Consider the following 20797-nt stretch of genomic DNA (forward strand, 5'->3'; position numbering starts at 1 on the left):
ACACCGCCCTTCCGTCGCACTCCGCCCAACGCGATCCATTGTGCGGGTGACCACTGACAACGAACGAGGCACCCGCACGGCCCCGGGCCCCTCCGCCACGCGAGGCACCCCTTGTGGCCACGAGGCACCCCAGGGCGCGACCGGCTCAGCGCCGCACCGCGCCACGTGCCCGGCTCAAGCCGCGACCCGTGTCGCGCCGGGCTCAGCGGCGCCGACCGCGCCGCGGGCCGTCGTCGTCCCGCTCCTCCTCGTCCCGGGGACCGAGCAGCTCGTCCGCCAGGCTCGGGAGGTCGTCCAGCGAGGTCTCCTCCGCCCACTCCGGGCGAGACCGGCGCTGGGGGCGGCCCTCGGCGTCCAGCTGCGGCAGCTCGCGCGTGCGCTCCTCGGCTCCGTCGGGACGCGCCGCGGGGCGCTCGTCGCGGAAGAAGCCCGGCGGCACCCGGTCCTCGGGAGCACCGGCACCGCCGTCCCGTACCGCAGGCAGCACGGCCGTCTCGTCGGCGGCACCCGGCACCACCGGCGGGAGCACCGCCGTCTCGTCGGCCGCGCCCTTCGGCTCGGGCGGCTTCGGCAGCTTCGCCGTGGTCTCCGCCTCGGTCTCCCGCCCGCGAACCTGAGGCAGGACGGCGGTCTCGTCCACCGGACCGCCCGACGCGTTCGTCGGCGTCACGAACGGGGTGGGGACGGTGATCTCGTTGTCCGGCGAGGAGCTCTTCGGGGCAGCGCCCCCCGCGTCACCGGCAGCGGACGCGGAAGCACCGCTCGCCGCACCGGAACCGGACACCGTGGCGCCGGGACCCGCCGTGTCCGAGGCCGCCACCGCGGCCGACGCCGCCGCCTCGGCCGCGGCCCGGCGCGCCTCCTCGGCCCGCAGCAGCGCCTCCTCGGCCTTCCGCTGCTTCTCTATCCGGCGCGCCTCGGCCTCGGCCCGCAGCCGGGCCTCCTCCTCGGCCTGCTTGCGGCGCCGTTCCTCCTCGGCCTTCCTGCGCGCCTCCTCGGCCGCCCGCGCCTGCTCCTCCGCGAGCAGCCGTGCCTGCTCCTCCTCGGCACGCCGACGGGCTTCCTCGGCCCTCTGCCGGGCCTCCTCCGCCTGGCGCTCGGCCTCGCGGCGCTGAGCCTCCTCGAGCTCGCGCCGTTCGCGCTCCTCCTCCTCGGCCCGCAACCTGGCGAGCTGCTCCTGGCGCTCTCGCTCCAGCCGCTCCTCCTCGGCCTTGCGCGCGGCCTCCTCCTCGGCCTTGCGCCGAGCCTCCTCCTCGGCCTTCCTGCGTGCCTCCTCCTGGGCCTTCACCTCGGCCTCGGAGAGCGGAAGCATCTGGTCGAGCCGGTGCCGGATCACGGTCGTGACCGCCTCGGGCTCCTGTGCGGCGTCGACGACGAGATAGCGCCCGGGATCGGCGGCGGCCAGCGTGAGGAAACCGGACCGCACGCGCGCGTGGAACTCGGCCGGCTCCGACTCCAGCCGGTCCGGTGCTTCGGTGAACCGCTCGCGCGCCGTCTCCGGTGCCACGTCGAGCAGAACCGTCAGATGCGGCACGAGGCCATTGGTCGCCCACCGATTGATGCGGGCGATCTCCGTCGGGGACAGGTCGCGCCCGGCTCCCTGGTAGGCGACGGAGGAGTCGATGTAGCGGTCCGAGATCACGACCGCGCCCCGCTCCAGGGCCGGCCGTACGACCGTGTCCACGTGCTCCGCGCGATCCGCCGCGTACAGCAGTGCCTCCGCGCGGTGCGACAGCCCGGCGCTCGAGACGTCCAGCAGGATCGACCGCAGCCTCTTGCCGACCGGCGTCGCACCCGGCTCGCGGGTCAGCACGACCTCGTGCCCCTTGGCGCGGATCCACTCGGCGAGCGCCTCCGCCTGGGTGGACTTCCCGGCGCCGTCGCCGCCCTCCAGGACGATGAAGAATCCGCTCACCGCGGGCACTTCCACGGGTTCGTCGCCGCCGCGCAGCGCATCGCGCAGGTCGTGCCGCAGCGGCACGCCGGAACGGTCGTCGGCCTTCGCGAGGACGAGCGCCGCCACGGGCAGCAGCAACGCGCCGACCAGCATCAGCGTGAAAGCAGCGCCCCCGTGCGCGAACACGAACTTGCCGTTGTCCAGCCGGTGCGGCCCGATGCCTCCGGCGACCACCGGGGCCACCAGCGCACCCACGGCGATGAAGACCCGGACGACCGCGTGCAGATGCTCGGTCGTGCGCACCCGCCGGTGGTCCTCGGCCTCCTGGTCGAGCAGCGTGTGCCCGGTGTTGGCCGCGACACCGGCACCGATGCCCGCGAGAGCCAGGACGAGCAGCACGGTGGTGACGTCCGGGACGAGCCCGGCGGCGAGCAGCGCGACGCCGGTGAAGGCGATCGCCAGCGCGAGCAGCCGGCGCCGGGACAGCGACGGCAGCATCCGGGGCGCCGTACGGATGCCCACGCCGGTGCCGCCGGTCACCGCGAGGACCAGCAGGCCGTAGAGCACCGGGCCGCCGCCCAGGTCCTTGGCCTGCAGCACGGCGACGGCGACGGAGGCCGAGACCGCCCCCGCGACGGCCGCGCAGGCCGGCACCAGCAGCGGGATCGCGCCCGTACGGCCCTTGTCGACGCCCGTACCCGTCCTGGGGCGGCGCAGCCCCTCCAGCGGGGACCGCGCCCGGGGGGTGCGGGTGGCGGGCAGTTCGAGGGAGGTGATCACCGACAGCGAGGCGGCGAACAGCCCGGCGGCCACGTACGAGGCCAGGGCCACCTGGTGCTGGTCGAACCAGGCGACGCCCGTGCCCAGCAGGTTGTTCAGCAGCGACACGACGGCGAGCCCGGCGGCGGCCAGCGGGACCGCCATGAATCCGGTACGCAACGTCAGGCGCCGCAGCGCGTCCATGTGGTCCGGCAGCGGCCGCACCGTCGCGCCCTCCAGGGGCGGCGCGGGCAGCAGGGCGGGGGCCGCGCTCTCGCGGCACACCGCCCACAGACGCTCCGCCACACCGGTCACGAACGCGGTGACGAGCACGAGCGCGAGCGCGGTGTCCGGCGTCCACTCGATCCACAGGGGGGCGACGATCAGCAGGGCGGCCCGCAGCCCGTCCGCGCCGATCATGCTCCAGCGACGGTCGAGTGGCCCTTCCTTGGAGGTCAGCGCGTTGAGCGGACCCAGCAGGACGGCTCCGAACAGCAGGACCGCGAGGATCCGCGCGCCGAAGACAGTCGCGATCGCGAACGCCACGCCGCGGTAACCGCCGCCGAAGGAACCCTGGGCGATGGCCGCCTGGAGGGCGAGCGCGACCAGGACGAGCAGGGCGAGGGAGTCTCCGATGCCGCCCACGAGCTGGGCGCTCCACAACCGCTTCAGCTGCGGCCGGCGCAGCAGGGCGCGGACGGCGCGCTCTCGGGAATCTGCGACCAGGGCGTCGTCGGGGGCCGGATTCTGGGCCGTTGGCTGCTCGGCTCGCGTCATGCGTTCAGCCTATCGGCAGCCGCCGACAGCCCGGGGCCGCCGCCCGAACGTGCGCACGCCCCGACACCAAAATGATGCCGGGGCGCGCGTTTCGCGAACGGGTTGTGAAGAACTCGCGTCGGTTGTTCGGCCCGCGCGCCCGGCTCTCCCACCCGGACCCGCGGCCGACCCGTGTCCTCAGCCCTCGGCGCCGTCCTTCGACGCCGCCGTCTTCGCGGCAGCGGTCTTCTTCGCCGTCGTCTTCTTGGCGGCCGTCTTCTTAGCAGCGGTCTTCTTGGCAGCGGTCTTCTTCGCCGCCGTCGCCGCCGTCTTCTTGGCCGGAGCCTTCTTCGCCGTCTTCTTGGCCGGTCCCTTGGCGCGCTTCTCCGCGAGCAGTTCGAAGCCCCGCTCCGGGGTGATCATCTCGACGCTGTCCGCGGAGCGCAGGGTCGCGTTGGTCTCGCCGTCGGTGACGTACGGCCCGAAGCGGCCGTCCTTGACGACGACCGGCTTGCCGCTGACCGGGTCCTCGCCCAGCTCCTTCAGCGGCGGCTTGGCGGCCGCCCGGCCACGCTGCTTGGGCTGGGCGTAGATCGCGTGCGCCTCCTCCAGCGTGATCGTGAAGAGCTGGTCCTCGGACTGCAGGGAACGCGAGTCCGTGCCCTTCTTCAGGTACGGCCCGTAGCGCCCGTTCTGCGCCGTGATCTCGACGCCTTCCGCGTCGGTGCCGACGACCCGGGGCAGCGACATCAGCTTCAGCGCGTCCTCGAGCGTCACCGTGTCCAGGGACATCGACGCGAACAGCGAGGCCGTACGCGGCTTGATCGCGTTCTTGCCCGTCTTCGGGGTGCCCTCGGGGAGGATCTCCGTGACGTACGGGCCGTAGCGGCCGGCCTTGGCGACGATCGGCCGTCCCGTGTCCGGGTCGGTGCCCAGCGGGCGCTCGCCGCTGGGCTTGGCGAGCAGTTCCTCGGCCAGCTCGACGGTCAGCTCGTCCGGCGCCAGGTCGGTCGGGATGTCGGCGCGCTGGTGCTCCTCTGTGTCCTTCTCGCCGCGTTCGATGTACGGGCCGTAGCGGCCGACCCGCAGCACGATGTCGTTGCCGACGGGGAACGACGACACCTCGCGCGCGTCGATCGCGCCCAGGTCGGTCACCAGTTCCTTGAGGCCGCCGAGGTGGTCGCCGTCGCCGTTCCCGGCGTCCGCGGCGACTCCCTCGACCGTGCCCTCACCGAAGTAGAACCGCTTCAGCCACGGCACGGCCTGCGCCTCGCCGCGCGCGATGCGGTCGAGATCGTCCTCCATCTTGGCGGTGAAGTCGTAGTCGACGAGCCGCCCGAAGTGCTTCTCCAGGAGGTTGACCACGGCGAAGGACAGGAAGGACGGCACGAGGGCCGTGCCCTTCTTGAACACATAGCCGCGGTCCAGGATCGTGCCGATGATCGACGCGTACGTCGACGGGCGGCCGATCTCTCGCTCTTCCAGCTCCTTGACCAGCGAGGCCTCGGTGTAACGGGCCGGGGGCTTGGTCGAGTGGCCGTCGGCGGTGATCTCCTCGGCGGTCAGCGCGTCGCCCTCGGTGACCTGCGGCAGCCGGCGCTCGCGGTCGTCCAGCTCGGCGTTCGGGTCGTCTGCGCCCTCGACGTACGCCTTCAGGAAGCCGTGGAAGGTGATCGTCTTGCCGGACGCCGTGAACTCGGCGTCCCGCCCGTCGGCGGCGATGCCGCCGATCCTGACGGTGACCGAGTTGCCGATCGCGTCCTTCATCTGGGAGGCGACGGTCCGCTTCCAGATCAGCTCGTAGAGCTTGAACTGGTCACCGGTCAGTCCCGTCTCCGCCGGGGTGCGGAAACGATCACCCGAGGGCCGGATCGCCTCGTGCGCCTCCTGCGCGTTCTTGACCTTGGCCGCGTAGGTGCGCGGCTGCTCGGGCAGGTAATCGGCGCCGTACAGCTGCGTGACCTGCGCGCGGGCGGCGGTGATCGCCGTGTCCGACAGGGTCGTGGAGTCCGTACGCATATACGTGATGAAGCCGTTCTCGTACAGCTTCTGCGCGATCTGCATGGTCGCCTTCGCGCCGTAGCCGAGCTTGCGGCTGGCCTCCTGCTGCAGCGTCGTCGTACGGAACGGCGCGTACGGCGAGCGGCGATAGGGCTTCGACTCGACCGACCGGACCGAGAACCGCGTGTCCTGAAGGGCGGCGGCGAGCGCACGGGCGTTCGCCTCGTCGAGATGGAGGGTGTTCGCGCCCTTCAGCCGGCCCAGCGAGTCGAAGTCACGGCCCTGCGCCACGCGCTTGCCGTCGACCGTCGCCAGCCGTGCCAACAGCGTCGACGGGTCGGACGGGTCGCCCGCGCGGCCGGTGCCGAAGACACCCGTCAGGTCCCAGTACTCGGCGGAGCGGAACGCGATGCGCTCGCGCTCCCGCTCCACGACGAGCCGGGTCGCCACGGACTGCACGCGGCCCGCCGACAGGCGCGGCATGACCTTCTTCCACAGGACCGGCGAGACCTCGTAGCCGTAGAGGCGGTCGAGGATGCGGCGGGTCTCCTGGGCGTCGACGAGCTTCTGGTTCAGCTCGCGCGGATTGCGCACGGCCTGCTGGATCGCGTCCTTGGTGATCTCGTGGAACACCATCCGCTTGACCGGGACCTTGGGCTTGAGCACCTCCTGGAGGTGCCAGGCGATGGCCTCGCCCTCGCGGTCCTCATCGGTGGCGAGGAAGAGCTCGTCGGAATCCCGCAGCAGGTCCTTGAGCTTCTTGACCTGCGCCCGCTTGTCGGCGTTGACGACATAGATCGGCTGGAAGTCGTGTTCGACGTCCACACCGAGGCGGCGCACCTCACCCGTGTACTTGTCCGGCACCTCGGCGGCGCCGTTCGGAAGGTCGCGGATGTGCCCGACGCTCGCCTCGACGATGTAGCCGGGGCCAAGGTAGCCCTTGATCGTCTTCGCCTTGGCAGGCGACTCGACGATGACGAGTCGGCGGCCGCCCTGTGCGGTCTCGCTGGTCGGGGACAACTTCGCTCTTCTCTCCGGTCGACTGCGGCCTCCCCAGGCCTTCGTCCCGGGGTCGGGTCATGGTGACGCTGCGGAGTGTGACGGTACAGCCCGCCCCCGTGTCAAACGGGAAAAGCCCGCAACGGCCACTCGAACGGTAACCCGACTACCGGCATTCCTGCCGCCCGGAGTGGCCGGCAGCCCCATCGGCTCTATCCGGAGGGTAATCCGCCGGTTACCGGGGCCCCGTCGTGCTGCGGACGGGAATCGCGATGTCACAGCAGCGTGAAGCACCATGCGCCGAGTGCGAGCGCGGCCATCGCGGCGAGGCTTGTGAGGGCGGCGGATGCGACGCGGTTCACACCCTCGGCGACGGGCTCGCGACGTCGCAGCCGGGCCGCGGTCCAGGTCAGCAGCCCGATACCGAACACGCTGAACACTGTCCCCGCGTAGGCCGCCGGTCCGCTCCCCATGTCCCGCTCCTTCCGATTCCTTCCGATCCTGGCCGCCCGCGACAGGAGGCTGACCCGCACCCGCAGCACCCTGGCGACCTCGGAGAGAGCGGGCGGCGCGAGTCCGTCCGTCGCCGCCCTGGACATCCGGGACGGGGTTCGGGTCGCGCCGGAGGGTGATGCCGGGAGTCCCTGACGCGCGACCGACCGTATACGCCGAGGCGGGGACGCGGGGCGGGTTCGCGCTCCCGACTCGGCTCGAACTGGTCGCTGCGGGGCCGGTTCCGGCGCCCTCCGGAGGATCCAGGTGTCCGGTGACACCCGGTTGCCGCCGCAGGAGCCCTCGCTCCCGTGGATCCCGCGCTCCGCACGATCATCTGACTCACCCACAGATTCGTGTACGAAACCCGGCCCGGGACGCAGCCGGGCGGCGGACAAAGCCGCCGGGGCCCCGGGGTGTGCCCCCGCGCTCCCTTGCGCGCCGGTTACCGCGCGGGCTCCAGGAACCCCTGTTCGACCAGCAGCCGGATCTGAGCAGGCGTCCGGTCACGCAGCAAGACGGGGTCCTCGCCGACCAGTTGAGCGATGGCGTCGAGGATGCGCCCCGCGCTCAGCGTGCCGTCGCAGACGCCGGCGAAGCCCGCACCGACCGTGTCCACCTTGGTGGCCCGGCGCATTCCGCGGTTCTGGCGCAGCACGACGTGCTCGGGGTCCTCGGCACCGGGCAGCCCGACCTGCTCCTGGACGACCTCGGCGGCGAGCTTGAAGTGCCCGGCGAGCAAGGCCGCGTCGTCGTGCGTCCGCAGGTAGTCGATGCGGTCGAAGTGCGCGCGCACCGTGTCGCCGAGCGGCTGCTCGACCGGGTGCGGCCACTCCTCGACCGTGATCGAGGGCTCGGCGGCGTCCGTCCGGTGCAGTGCGATCCAGCCAAAGCCGACCGCCCGCACCTTGCGCGCCTCGAACTCGTCCAGCCACGCGTCGTACCGCGCCTGGTACCGGGCCGTCTCGTCGCGGTGGTCGCCCGCGTCCCGCAACCACAACTCGGTGTACTGCGTGATGTCCTGGACCTCCCGCTGCACGATCCAGGCGTCGCATCCGCGCGGCACCCACGAACGCAGCCGATCCTGCCAGTCCTCCCCCTCCACGTGCTGCCAGTTGGCGAGGAACTGCGCGAACCCGCCCTCGTTCAGCCGCTCCCCCGCCTGCTGAACGAGCGTCCGGCACAGATCGTCCCCGCCCATCCCGCCGTCCCGGTAGGTGAGGCGGGCGCCGGGCGAGATCACGAAGGGCGGGTTCGACACGATCAGGTCGAACGTCTCGTCGTCCCTGACCGGCTCGAAGAGGGAACCCTGGCGCAGGTCCGCGGCCGGGACAGCGGACAGGGCCAGGGTGAGCCCCGCGATGTGCAGGGCGCGCGGATTGACGTCGGTCGCGGTCACGCGGGTGGCGTGCCGGGCCGCGTGCAGCGCCTGGATCCCGGAGCCGGTACCGAGGTCGAGGGCGGAACCGATGGGGGTCCGCACGGTGATTCCGGCGAGGGTGGTGGAGGCGCCGCCGACCCCGAGGACGACATCCTCGTCCCGGCTGCCGATGCCGCCGGCTCCGCCCACCGCGCACCCCAGGTCCGAGACGATGAACCAGTCCTCGCCCCCAGGCCCGCCGAACGGCCGGACGTCGACCGTCGCGGCCACCTCGTCGCCGGCGGTGCGGACCAGCCAGCCGGCGTCCAGGCATGCGTCGACAGGCAGCACGTCCGCCACGCGCGCGTACGGCACGGGCTGTTGCAGCAGGAAGAGCCGTACGAGCGTTTCCAGCGGCGTGTCACCGCGTGTCGCCCGGAGCGCAGGCACTGTTTCGCTCCGGGCGAGCGCCGCGTACGCGGGCGCACCGAGCAGGTCGAGCAGCCCGTCCGCGGTGAACGAGGCCGCGAGCAGGGCGTCCCGCAGCCACGCGATCACGTCGGTGCGGTCGTTGGAGGGCAGGGTGGCCGGACTGGAGTTACTCACGCCCCCATTGTGGCGCGGGCGCCCCCGCGACGCGCCGCTCAGCCGGCCGTCGCCGAAGCCGAGGCAGAGGTGGACTTGCAGCTCGCCTGCTGCGCCATGGCCTTGCCGACGTCGCCGGCCTCCAGCTCCTTCAGCGCGTCGTTGCCGCTCTGGCTGAGCTTGTCGAGCCGGGTCGCGATGTTCTTCAGGCCCTCGGCGAACTTCCCCTGGTCCTTCGTGTCGAGCCCGTCCACCTGCTTCTTCAGGTCGGCGTAGGCGGTGGAGATGTCGTTGAGCTCCTTGACCGCGTTCTTCTGCTTCGCCGCGCCGTTGTCGACCTCGGGCGCGCCCGCCCCCTGGACGGCGGCGCCGATCGCCTTGTAGGCGTCGGACATGTCCTGGAAAGCCTGCGAGTCGGTCTTCTGGACCTGATCCGGCGTGCTGTTGTCCGAGGTCTCCTTCTGGATCGCGGTGCTGGCGGACGCAATCTTCTTGGCCTGCGGCTGCACCGCGTCGCACACCTGCTTGGCCCAGGTGCTCAGCTTGTCGTCGACTGCGCCGCTGCTGCTGCTGGAGCATCCCGACAGCGCCAGTACCAGTACCGCACCGCCGGACAGCGCGGCCGCGAGCTTCTTGTTCACCGGATTGGTCCCTTCCATGGCTCTCTCGGCCCCGGAACATACACGCCAACCGGGTGACAGCCGCATGCTGAATATTACTTATGTCAGCCATTGCGGCCATAAGCACCATGCGAGAGAAGGCTCACGAAGAGGCACGGGACACGGACAGGGCGGGCGTACGGCTCCCGAAGACGCCGTACGCCCGCCCCTTGATCCTTGTCCGACCAGCCGGAAGCCCGGAGGCCGGAGGAACCGGCTAGGAAACCACCGCCGGATCCGCCGAATTGGACACCTGCTCGGCGTTGCCTTCGTCACCCACGGCGATCCCGCGCCGCTTGGAGAGGTACACCGCCACCACGATCACGACGATCGCGAGCACGGCGATCAGGATCCGCACGCCGAGACTCTTGTCGCTGCCGTACGAGAACCTGACGATCGCGGGCGCGATGAGCAACGACACCAGGTTCATCACCTTCAGCAGCGGGTTGATCGCGGGCCCCGCGGTGTCCTTGAAGGGATCGCCGACCGTGTCGCCGATCACCGTCGCCGCGTGCGCCTCGCTGCCCTTGCCGCCGTGATGGCCGTCCTCGACGAGCTTCTTGGCGTTGTCCCAGGCACCGCCGGAGTTGGCGAGGAAGACCGCCATCAGCGTGCCCGTGCCGATCGCGCCCGCCAGGTACGCGCCGAGCGCGCCGACACCGAAGGTGAACCCGAGTGCGATGGGCGCCAGGACAGCGAGCAGACCGGGGGTGGCCAGCTCCCTGAGGGCGTCCTTGGTGCAGATGTCGACGACCCTGCCGTACTCGGGCGTCTCCGTGTAGGTCATGATCCCGGGCTTCTCCCGGAACTGCCGGCGCACCTCGAAGACCACCGCGCCCGCCGACCTGGACACCGCGTTGATCGCCAGCCCCGAGAAGAGGAAGACGACCGCCGCGCCCACGATGAGGCCGACCAGGTTGTTGGGCTGGGAGATGTCCATGACGAGGCTCAGCGGGCCGCCGTCGCCGACCTGCACGCCCACGTCCTGCGCGGCCGTGGTGATGGCGTCGCGATACGAACCGAAGAGCGCCGACGCCGCGAGTACGGCGGTGGCGATGGCGATGCCCTTGGTGATCGCCTTGGTGGTGTTGCCCACCGCGTCCAGGTCGGTGAGGACCTGAGCGCCCGCGCCCTGGACGTCACCGGACATCTCGGCGATGCCCTGTGCGTTGTCCGAGACCGGCCCGAACGTGTCCATGGCGACGATCACCCCGACCGTGGTGAGCAGACCCGTGCCGGCCAGCGCCACCGCGAACAGTGCGAGCATGATCGACGTGCCACCGAGCAGGAACGCGCCGTACACCGCGAGTCCGATGAGCAGCGCCGTGTAGACGGCCGACTCGAGACCCACGGAGATACCGGCGAGCACCACGGTGGCGGGGCCGGTCAGCGACGTCTTGCCGATGTCCCGCACCGGCCGCCGGGCGGTCTCGGTGAAGTAGCCCGTCAGCTGCTGGATCAGGGCGGCGAGCACGATGCCGATGGCCACCGCGACGAGCGCGAGGATCCGCGGATCCCCGTCCTTGAGCCGGATCGCCGAGTCGGTGACGCCCTTGAGGTCGGCGTACGAGGACGGCAGATAGCTGTAGACGGCCGCCGCGACCAGTGCCAGCGAGATCACCGCGGAGATGAAGAAGCCCCGGTTGATCGCGGACATGCCGCTGCGGTCGGAGCGGCGCGGAGCCACAGCGAAGATGCCGATCATCGCGGTCAGGACCCCGATCGCGGGCACGATCAGCGGGAACGCCAGCCCCGAGTCGCCGAACGCCGCCTTGCCGAGGATCAGCGCGGCGACGAGCGTCACGGCGTACGACTCGAAGAGGTCGGCTGCCATGCCCGCGCAGTCGCCGACGTTGTCGCCCACATTGTCGGCAATGGTCGCGGCATTGCGCGGGTCGTCCTCCGGAATGCCCTGCTCGACCTTGCCGACCAGGTCGGCGCCGACGTCGGCGGCCTTGGTGAAGATGCCGCCACCGACACGCATGAACATGGCGATCAGTGCCGCGCCGAGACCGAAGCCCTCCAGGACCTTCGGTGCGTTCGCCGCGTACACCAGCACCACGCAGGAGGCGCCCAGCAGACCGAGCCCCACCGTGAACATGCCGACGACGCCACCCGTGCGGAACGCGATCTTCATCGCCTTGTGCGAGACAGCGGTGAGATCCTTTTCCGGCTCACCCTTCGCCGGTGTGGCCTCACGCGCCGCCGCGGCGACCCGCACATTGCTCCGTACGGCAAGCCACATGCCGATATAACCGGTGGCCGCGGAGAACGCCGCACCGATCAGGAAGAACACCGACCGTCCGGCGCGCTGACTCCAGTCGTCCGCGGGCAGCAGCATGAGCAGGAAGAACACGACCACGGCGAATACGCCGAGCGTGCGCAGCTGCCGGGCCAGATAGGCGTTGGCGCCTTCCTGGACCGCCGCCGCGATCTTCTTCATGCTTTCGGTGCCCTCGCCCGCCGCGAGAACCTGGCGCACCAGGATCCCGGCGACCACCAGGGCCGCGAGGGCCACGGCCCCGATGACCACGATGATCAGGCGGTTGCTGTCGGTCAGGACAGCGGCTGCGAGGGTTGTGGGGTGATCAAACTGTTGAGGGGTAGAAAGCCCCGCCATTCGTCCTCCTTGACGCTTGGGCTGAGCTCAAGAGATGTGGACGGATTGTAGGTACCGGAACCTGATCAAAACAGTGCTCGGCAAACGGAATTGGTCTTCACGCGCTCTTCAGCTAAAGATCGCAGGGCAGTTACTGAACCCGAAAGTGGTAATGCCCCAAAACCATTGACTGGGTTGGCCCTTGATCCAATTATCACGCGATTGATCGTGAAGCAATTCACGACCACAGTGCGACTGTACAAAAAAGAAGAGCCCTGCACAGGCAGGGCTCTTCGAAACCGAACGAGAAGTACGAGGCAGGGAGGCCTACGGGAAGGTCAGGCCGGGAGCGTGGCGGGCGGCAGGGTCGGCCAGCTCATCCTGATCTGTCCGCCGCTCTCCCCAGCGGTGACCTCGACGTCGTCGACGAGACCGCTGATGACCGCGAGGCCCATTTCGTCCTCTTCGGCCTCGGCGTCCGTCTCGTGGGCGCCCCCGGCACCCGGCGACCTCTCGCCGGGCACCGCGTGCGGCGCCTCGTCGCCGACCTCGATGGAGAACTGCTTCTCCTCCTCCGTCAGCAGCACCCGCACCGGCGCCGAGATGCCGTTGCTCTGGTGCAGTCCGACGGCTCGGGTGCAGGCCTCGCCTACGGCGAGCCTGACCTCGTCGAGTACGGCCTCCTCCACTCCAGCCCGGCGCGCCACCGCTGCCGCCACGAGTCGGGCGGTCCTGACGTGTTCGGGCAGCGCGCTGAAGAGGAGTTCAACGGTGGCCATGCATCCCCCTCGGTACTTCGGGCGTGCGGTCAGGGGGCCGGGCCGCAAAACAGTCCGGCCCCCCGCCTTGCTTCTGCCGTCCGGGCCAAGCGGCCCGGCACGGGTCAGTCGGTGGCCGCCACCGCTTCCTCGACCGAGGTGTGAATCGGGAACACCTTGGTGAGGCCGGTGATGCGGAAGATCTTGAGAATGCGCTCCTGGTTGCACACCAGGCGCAGGGAGCCCTCATGGGCCCGGACACGCTTCAAGCCGCCCACCAGAACTCCGAGCCCGGTGGAGTCGAGGAAGTCCACGCCCTCCATGTCGACGACGAGGTGAAAATTCCCGTCGTTCACCAGCTCGACCAGCTGCTCGCGCAGCTTGGGCGCGGTATATACGTCGATTTCGCCACCGACCTCGACGACCGTACGATCGCCGACGGTACGGGTCGACAGGGACAGGTCCACGGATCCTCCAGCACCTTGCTATCGAGCGGTCGCCCCTCGGGACACCTCGGCGGAGCCCCGGGACGGTTCGCCAGCCGCGATGGCATTCAATCACTTACCGGCAGGCGTGCACGACGCCTTGGTCCCATTGTCCGTCACGCCAGTGACACACTCGGTGCCGATGGCCAAGAATCACCGATCCGATCGACCCTCGACGGGCCCCGTGTCCCGCCTGTCGCCGAGCACAGTCCTGGACCGGCTCAGCGCAGGACCGAGCCGAGCTGCGCGCATCACTCATACGGAGCACTTGCCCCCGCGAGAGGGCCGCCATGCCGTCTGGCCGGACCGGATCCGCGCCGAGGTCATCGCCGCCGTGCAAGCCGCGGGCATCGAGCACCCCTGGGCCCATCAGGCGCTCGCCGCCGAGCACGCCCTCGACGGCGACTCGGTGGTCGTCGCCACGGGCACCGCGTCGGGCAAGTCGCTCGCCTACCTGGTCCCGGTCCTCTCCCGTCTGCTGGACGGCGCACAGGCCCCGAACGGGCGTGGCGCGACCGCCCTCTACCTCGCCCCGACGAAGGCCCTGGCGGCGGACCAGTGCCGATCCGTGAAGGAACTTTCACAACCTCTGGGGCCGGCAGTGCGCCCAGCGGTGTACGACGGCGACACGCCGCCCGAAGAACGCGAATGGGTGCGCCAGTACGCCAACTACGTCCTGACCAACCCCGACATGCTGCACCGGGGCATATTGCCCTCACACCCGCGCTGGTCCTCCTTCCTGCGTGCCCTGAAGTACGTCGTCATCGACGAGTGCCACACCTACCGCGGAGTCTTCGGCTCGCACGTCGCCCAGGTCCTGCGCCGCCTGCGCCGCCTCTGCGCCCGCTACGGCGCCTCCCCCGTCTTCCTGCTGGCCTCCGCGACCGCCGCCGACCCCGCGGTGGCCGCACGGCGCCTCACCGGCCTTCCGGTCGTGGAGGTCGCCGACGACGCCTCCCCGCGCGGGGAACTGGTGTTCGCCCTGTGGGAGCCCCCGCTCACCGAGCTGCACGGGGAGAAGGGCGCGCCCGTCCGGCGCACGGCCACCGCCGAGACCGCCGACCTGCTGACCGACCTGGCCGTGCAGGGCGTGCGCTCGGTCGCCTTCGTCCGCTCCCGGCGCGGCGCCGAGCTGATCTCGGTCATCGCCCAGGAACGCCTGGCGGAGGTGGACCGCTCCCTCGCCCGTCGTGTGGCCGCCTACCGCGGCGGCTACCTTCCCGAGGAGCGCCGCGCCCTCGAGCGCGCTCTCCACTCCGGAGAACTCCTCGGCCTCGCCGCCACCACCGCCCTGGAGCTCGGCGTCGACGTCTCGGGCCTGGACGCCGTGCTGATCGCCGGATACCCGGGGACCCGGGCGTCGCTGTGGCAGCAGGCCGGGCGCGCCGGCCGGTCCGGGCAGGGTGCCCTGGCGGTGCTGGTCGCCCGGGACGACCCGCTGGACACCTTCCTCGTCCACCATCCCGAGGCCCTCTTCGACCAACCGGTGGAATCCACCGTCCTCGACCCGGACAACCCGTACGTCCTCGCCCCGCACCTGTGTGCGGCGGCCGCCGAGCTTCCGCTGGCGGAGGAGGACCTGGAGCTGTTCGGCCCGGCCAGCGCGGAGCTGCTGCCGCAGCTGGAGGCCGCGAAGCTGCTGCGCCGCCGGACGAAGACCTGGCACTGGACCCGCCGGGAACGGGCCGCCGACCTAACGGACATCCGTGGGGAGGGCGGGCGCCCCGTGCAGATCGTCGAGGCCGGCACCGGACGGCTGCTCGGCACGGTCGACGCGGGCTCCGCCCACACGACGGTGCACGAGGGGGCTGTCCACCTGCATCAGGGCCGTACGTATCTGGTGCGGACGCTCGACCTGGAGGACTCCGTCGCCCTGGTCGAGGAGGCCAACCCGCCGTATTCGACGGTCGCGCGCGACACGACCTCCATCTCCGTCCTGGAGACGGACACCGAGATCCCCTGGGGCGAGGGCCGGCTCTGCTACGGCTCCGTCGAGGTCACCAATCAGGTCGTCTCCTTTCTGCGCCGGCGTCTGATCACCGGTGAGGTGCTGGGCGAGTCGAAACTCGACCTCCCTCCCCGAACGCTGCGCACGCGCGCGGTGTGGTGGACGGTCACCGAGGACCATCTGGACGAGGCCCGGATCAACCCCGAGATCCTCGGCGGCGCCCTGCACGCCGCCGAACACGCCTCGATCGGCATGCTCCCGCTCTTCGCCACCTGCGACCGCTGGGACATCGGTGGCGTCTCCGTCCCGCTCCATCCCGACACCCTCCTCCCCACGGTCTTCGTCTACGACGGCCATCCCGGCGGCGCGGGCTTCGCGGAGCGCGCCTTCCACACGGCCCGTGCCTGGCTGACCGCCACCCGTCAGGCCATCGCGTCCTGTGAGTGCGATGCGGGCTGCCCGTCCTGCATCCAGTCCCCCAAGTGCGGCAACGGCAACGATCCGCTGCACAAGCGGGGCGCCGTCCGGCTCCTCACGGTGCTCTTGCGCGGAGCCCCGGAGGAGACGGAGACCCAGACGCACGGCCCGCGAACGGCAGGGAACACGACGGACCGTAGGGACAGGGCCGGGGACGAGGCGGTGGCCGCAGTGACTATGGACGAGAAGAAGACCGAGGCGGGGGCCCCGCAGGTCCCCGCGGCGCCGTCGGTTCCGCCGGGCCGGCCCTCGCCCTAACCTCGGCAGCGAACGGCCCCGCGACCGACGCCGTCGTGACATCGGAGACCTGGCCCACCACGGCCCACCGCACAAGTCGGCTGCCCTGAGCCACTGCGACGCGCACCGCCGTGTCGCAAGCCTGCTTGTCACCCTCGATCCAGTGGTCGGCGGCCACGAGCGCCGCCAGGTTGGCCGCTCCGGCCGGACCAGGACGGCCTCGCCCTGGGCCACAGCACCCCGAACACGGCACACAGCGCGCCGATCACGCACACGACCCATACCGTCGCCGGGGCCCCGGTCCCCGGCCGGCTGACGACGACCCACCGTCCCTCTCATCAGCTGACGGCACCTCACCACTCCACCCCTTCCTCACCCCGCGTACCTCCTCCGCACCCAGCGCCCTCTGAGGGCCACACCCCTTCATCCGTCCGGCTCCCGCCATCGGTTCACGTCCCGTCACCGATTCACTCCCACGGTGTCCTCGGCCAACGCCACCGCCTCGTGACGCAGTTCGAGCGGCAGCGCGTCCGGGCCCGGCGGGCGGACGATCACCAGCGCATGAACCAGGTCGCTCTGACGGCTCACCGTGACCCTCGCGCCGTCGGGCGCCGCCTGCCGGGCGACCTCCCGCACTACACCCGGCGGCTCCTACCGCGCCGCCGCCCGGGCCCCTGCCCGGGCCGCGTCCACGCACTGGATCTGCGCGGACGCGGCCAGCAGGGCCCAGACGAGGGCCGTCGCGAACAGCACCAGGGCCGCCAGGACGACGGCTGTCTCCGCCGTCACAAAGCCGCGGTCCCGGGCAGGCGCCCTCCCCGGCGGCCCCGCACCCCTTCACATCCGGACATCGAGCGCCCGAGGCCCCTGACCGCTTCCCACGTGGGAGGTGGCCAGGGGCCTTTCTGCCATCAACGGCTGCCTGTCACCAGGTTGATTCGGTGAGGGCTTCCAGCGGCTCCTGGTCCAGGCCTAGACGCTCCCCGCGGAGGTCTGCGACCAGGGCCGCGTCTTCCACGGCGCGTGCGAGGTACTGGACGGCCATGCGGAGTTCAGCGCGCGACGCTGCCGAGTCCGCTGCGAGGGCCTGGGCCCGCCGGACGTCGTTGCGTGCCGTAACCAGGATGCTGGCCTCCATGGCGTCCGCGATGGCGTTCACGGGACCGTCGCCGGGCGTGACGTAGGCCGGCTTGCCGTTGTCTTCCCAGGGAAGGCGTCGAAGATTGCTCATGCTGCTGCTGCCCCCTCCACGGCTTCCGCGGCCGACGCTGCGAGGCCAGCGCTGCGAGGCCAAGTCACGCTCTTGTTCGCGTGCTCCGTCCACTGGTCGTGTCCCCGGGCCAGGAAGCAAGGTTCCAGGCCGTCTCGTGTCAGGCCCTCCGCCAGGTCCGTGGGTACGGCCGCGTCGCATGTGTTGTCCAACGTGCTGTCCGCTGACGCCCAGGGCATGCCCAGCACGTCCCTGTGGTCCCCGTCATGCCCTTCGCCGCGGAGGCACGGCAGGCTGGGAATGTGGCCCCGGTCCAGGCATCGGGGACGCTGGCTTATTTTGTCTGCGATCAGGAACTTCATGCCACACCTGCCTGGGGGCCGTACGGGTAGTCCACGCCGAACGAGGCCAGCGCTGCCGCCGTACGCCTTTCCCGCTGTGCTTCCCGCTCCTGCCTCCGCTCCCAGGCGACCAGGTACGGACGGACCAGCGGCAGAGTGTCAGCGTCGATGGCGTCTCCGGCCGGACGCTGGGCAGGTGCGCGCAGGATCGGCGCTGCCGGCTCAGATTCGGCCCGGCGCTTCCCCTGCGCGGGGAGGAGGAGGCTCAGAAGCCATTCCAGTAGGGTTCGCATTGTCAGTCGCTCCTTCGTAGCGCTGGCCATGCCCCGGGACGTTCGCCGCGTCGCCGGGGCTCTTCGTCGCTCATCATACGCCACGGTTAGCCATGGTGCACCATGGTCTGTCAATGCGGACCCCGGTAGGCCACGCGACGCTGAAGCCATGGCCGAATACACCTGGGAGCGCGTAGCACGCGAGATTGCCCAAGACATCAGCTCAGGGCGTATCCCGGCAGGCGCAGCCTTGCCCAGCATCATCCGCCTGGCCTCGCAGTACGGCGTAGCCGATCACACGATCAGGCGTGCGCTCCGGGACCTACGTGAGCGGGGACTCATCGAAACGCTGCCGCACAAGGGCAGCTTCGTGACCGCGGGGAGCGGGGAGGGCAGCGGCGGGAGCCTCCCGTTAACGACTGACTCCTGTAACGGTTGTCCCGATCAGCCGCCCTTGTGACCGGTGTTGAGCGCTGCCAGCAGGGAGACCACCTCACGGCCGCGTACCTCGCCGACGACGAGCCGCTCGGGTCTCGTCCGCAGCGCCTGCCGCACCAGATCATGGAGCTCGACGAGTCCCACGCCTTCCTGGTTCGCGGGCCGTCCTTCGAGGCGCGCCACATGCGGGTGGTCGGGCCGCAGTTCCGCCGAGTCCTCGGCCAGCACGATCCGTTCCGTGGGCCTCACCACCCCGAGCAGCGCGCTCAGGAGCGTGGTCTTGCCCGAACCGGTGCCGCCGCTGATGACGTAGGAGAGCCGCGAGGCGATCAGTGCCCGCAGCACCCGGTCCCCGCCCGGCGGCACCGTCCTCGCGGCCACCAGCTCGTCGAGGTGAAGGCCCGCGGCCGAACGACCCGGAGGGACAGGCACGTGGAGCCGACCGCGACCGGCGGCAGCACCGCGTGCAGCCGGGTGCCGTCCGGCAGATGGGCGTCGTCCAGCCGCCGCCCGGCCACCGTCGCCAGCCGCTGAGCGAGGCGTCGTACGGCCGCCGCGTCGGCGAAGGACACCGCGGTCAGCTCGAGTCCGCCGCCCCGGTCCACCGACACGCGATCGGGTGCCGAGACCAGGACATCGGTCACGGAGGGATCGGCGAGCAGCGGTTCCAGCGGTCCGCTGCCGACCAGCTCCGAGCGCAGCTGCCGTGCCGCGCTCAGCACCTCGGCGTCCTCGAGCACCCGCCCCTGCTCACGCAGCGCCTGTGCCACGCGCGCAGGGGTCGGCTCGGCCCCGCTCTCGGCCAGCCATTGGCGTACTCCGTCCAGCAGCCGCGTGCTCTCACTGAGTCCGGCCGCCTGCTCACGGCTTCCGCTCACCCCGGCACCGCCTGCCGCGCCGCGTTGCGCCATCGCCGTCACGCCCCAGCCCGTGTTCATACGTCAGTCACCCGCCTCGGCCAGCGCCCGCTCCCAGAAGGCGGAGCAAAACCGGGCGAGCGGCCCCCGCGCCGCTCCTCCGGGCGGCACGGACCGTCCTGCGGCGGTGTGTCGAAAGGCACCTCACCGACCAGCGGCAGCCCCAGCAGACGGGCCACCTCGCGGTCGTCCAGTCCCGGGGCGTGCGGCCCCCTGACCGCGATCCGCAGGTCGCCGAGGACCATGCCGACGGCCGAGGCCACCCGCCGTGCGGCCGCGACGGCTCGCAGCTCGGCGGGAAGGACCAGGATCCCGACGTCCACCTGGGCGAGGACTTCGGCGACCCCCTCGTCGACACGGCGCGGCAGGTCGACGACGACCGCACCGCCGCGCCGCCGGGCCGCGGCCAGAACCGCGCGCACCGCCTGCGGCGGGACCGCCACGGTGTCGCCGCGGTCCCAGCTGAGCACCCGCAGCTCGGGCAGGGACTCCTCCAGAGCGCCTCCGCCGACCCGGCCACGGGAGGCGGCGAACGCCGGCCCAGCGCAATCCTGCGGTGGTCTCGCCGCCGAGGAGCACGTCGAGTCCGCCGCCCAGGGGATCCGCGTCCACGAGCAGGGTGTGCCTGCCCTCACGCGCGGAGGTGACGGCCAGCGCGCAGGCGAGCGTGGACGCACCGGCCCCGCCACGGCCGCCGATCACGCCCACGGTGAGCGCCGGACGGCCGACGCCCTCCGCCACGTCGGCGATACGGTCGACGAGCCACTGCTCGCCGTCCGGCAGCAGCAGGACATGGTCGGCGCCGATTTCCACGGCACGCCGCCACACGCCGGAATCGCCCTGATCCCGCCCCACCAGCACGACCCCTCGCCTGCGCACGGCTCCCCGCACGCGGCACGCCGCATCGTCGCCGACCAGGACCAGCGGCCCCGCCTCCCAGCTGCCGCGATGTCGCGGGACGCCGGGGTGCACCTCCGGTCTGGCACCCGCGGCCGCGCACAGACGGAGCAGGTCGTCGAGGAGTTCCGCGTCCTCGGTGACGATCAGAGGTCCGCTCCGACGCCCCTCTGCGACGGCCGACCCGTCGCGTGTGATGGCTCCCGCCACGATCTCCAGCCCCCTTCACTGCTTCGTCCGCGGCGCCCACTTGAACCCCGCGCTTCCCGTTAAGGTGAAGAACCGGTAACCGGTCTCCTTATGAGAGGCCGATAGGAACCGGCCATACGCCTCCGGGAAACGGAACGGTCATGAACTCGCCGCCGCCGGACGCGCTGGAATCACGGTGCGGCGTTCCGGAAAATCATGTGGATCTTGGTCGAAAACTGTGGACAACTCAGTGGATGTGAATATCGCCTTCACCCCTACAGCGCCGGCCTGGGCGACTTTCACAGAGCAGCGATGTGACTACTGAGCGTGTCGGATCATGGGCATGCCGCCGCCGCGCCCGCGAGGCCGCACCACGGCCGCGAGACCGCACAGGAAACGGGGAAAATGCATCCGGACATGCGACGACCCCCGCCGGGGGGGAGAGCGGGGGTCGTCCCCACGGCCGACTCGGGGGGGGAGGAGTCGGGCCGGGTTAGCACGGTCGCGAACGATCCGTGACT

General features: G+C 71.2%; 13 protein-coding genes and 2 pseudogenes. 2 read left to right on the plus strand and 13 right to left on the minus strand.

Translation table 11 applies throughout. The features are described from left to right. Nucleotides 1-202: 202 nt before the first annotated feature. The 8 genes from tmk to bldG form a co-directional block, all read right to left on the minus strand. Entirely contained in the window at nucleotides 203-3433 is a 3231-nt protein-coding gene (gene tmk / locus ABZ904_RS13750; RefSeq protein ID WP_359407713.1) for a dTMP kinase, read from the minus strand. A 177-nt stretch (nucleotides 3434-3610) separates the two neighbouring features. After that, a complete protein-coding gene (gene topA / locus ABZ904_RS13755; protein ID WP_360996042.1) occupies nucleotides 3611-6433 on the minus strand; it encodes a type I DNA topoisomerase in 2823 nt (940 codons plus the stop codon). A 254-nt stretch (nucleotides 6434-6687) separates the two neighbouring features. Continuing rightward, nucleotides 6688-6885 carry a hypothetical protein gene (locus ABZ904_RS13760; RefSeq protein ID WP_359407707.1) on the minus strand — a complete coding sequence of 66 codons (198 nt, stop codon included), beginning with the start codon at nucleotides 6883-6885 and terminating at the stop codon, nucleotides 6688-6690. Between the two features lie 464 nt (nucleotides 6886-7349). Beyond that, entirely contained in the window at nucleotides 7350-8870 is a 1521-nt protein-coding gene (locus ABZ904_RS13765) for a methyltransferase (RefSeq protein WP_359407704.1), read from the minus strand. A gap of 38 nt (nucleotides 8871-8908) precedes the next feature. Next, complete coding sequence (locus tag ABZ904_RS13770; protein ID WP_359407701.1) at nucleotides 8909-9508, minus strand: small secreted protein; 600 nt, start codon at nucleotides 9506-9508, stop codon at nucleotides 8909-8911. Between the two features lie 217 nt (nucleotides 9509-9725). Next, nucleotides 9726-12128: a sodium-translocating pyrophosphatase gene (locus tag ABZ904_RS13775; RefSeq protein WP_359407698.1), complete on the minus strand. Its 2403-nt coding sequence runs from the start codon at nucleotides 12126-12128 to the stop codon at nucleotides 9726-9728. A gap of 317 nt (nucleotides 12129-12445) precedes the next feature. Further along, nucleotides 12446-12886, minus strand: coding sequence for an ATP-binding protein (locus ABZ904_RS13780; RefSeq protein WP_359407695.1), 441 nt, complete (start codon nucleotides 12884-12886; stop codon nucleotides 12446-12448). Between the two features lie 104 nt (nucleotides 12887-12990). Continuing rightward, nucleotides 12991-13332 carry an anti-sigma factor antagonist BldG gene (bldG, locus tag ABZ904_RS13785; RefSeq protein WP_010986038.1) on the minus strand — a complete coding sequence of 114 codons (342 nt, stop codon included), beginning with the start codon at nucleotides 13330-13332 and terminating at the stop codon, nucleotides 12991-12993. A gap of 79 nt (nucleotides 13333-13411) precedes the next feature. Here bldG and ABZ904_RS13790 point away from each other — a divergent pair, with 79 nt between their 5' ends. Then, nucleotides 13412-16033, plus strand: coding sequence for a DEAD/DEAH box helicase (locus ABZ904_RS13790; protein ID WP_361823166.1), 2622 nt, complete (start codon nucleotides 13412-13414; stop codon nucleotides 16031-16033). Nucleotides 16034-16471: 438 nt separating this feature from the next. On the opposite strand, the pseudogene ABZ904_RS13795 reads toward ABZ904_RS13790, so the two are convergent. The 3 genes and pseudogenes from ABZ904_RS13795 to ABZ904_RS13805 form a co-directional block, all read right to left on the minus strand. Further along, a pseudogene (locus ABZ904_RS13795) lies at nucleotides 16472-16801 on the minus strand (TadE family type IV pilus minor pilin). 136 nt (nucleotides 16802-16937) lie between these two features. After that, a complete protein-coding gene (locus ABZ904_RS13800) occupies nucleotides 16938-17243 on the minus strand; it encodes a hypothetical protein (RefSeq protein ID WP_361823169.1) in 306 nt (101 codons plus the stop codon). Nucleotides 17244-17580: 337 nt separating this feature from the next. After that, a complete protein-coding gene (locus ABZ904_RS13805) occupies nucleotides 17581-17856 on the minus strand; it encodes a hypothetical protein (protein WP_361823172.1) in 276 nt (91 codons plus the stop codon). 148 nt (nucleotides 17857-18004) lie between these two features. Between ABZ904_RS13805 and ABZ904_RS13810 the strand changes: the two genes are divergently transcribed. Continuing rightward, entirely contained in the window at nucleotides 18005-18295 is a 291-nt protein-coding gene (locus ABZ904_RS13810) for a winged helix-turn-helix domain-containing protein (protein WP_361823175.1), read from the plus strand. On the opposite strand, the pseudogene ABZ904_RS13815 reads toward ABZ904_RS13810, so the two are convergent. Both ABZ904_RS13815 and ssd read right to left on the minus strand, forming a co-directional pair. After that, nucleotides 18283-19103: pseudogene (locus ABZ904_RS13815) on the minus strand (TadA family conjugal transfer-associated ATPase); the annotation flags it as partial. The gene ABZ904_RS13810 and the pseudogene ABZ904_RS13815 sit on opposite strands and share 13 nt — an antisense overlap. 231 nt (nucleotides 19104-19334) lie before the next feature. Continuing rightward, complete coding sequence (gene ssd / locus ABZ904_RS13820) at nucleotides 19335-20297, minus strand: septum site-determining protein Ssd (RefSeq protein ID WP_361823178.1); 963 nt, start codon at nucleotides 20295-20297, stop codon at nucleotides 19335-19337. Between the last annotated feature and the right edge of the window lie 500 nt (nucleotides 20298-20797).

This window comes from Streptomyces sp. NPDC046900, assembly GCF_040644975.1.
Taxonomy (GTDB): domain Bacteria; phylum Actinomycetota; class Actinomycetes; order Streptomycetales; family Streptomycetaceae; genus Streptomyces.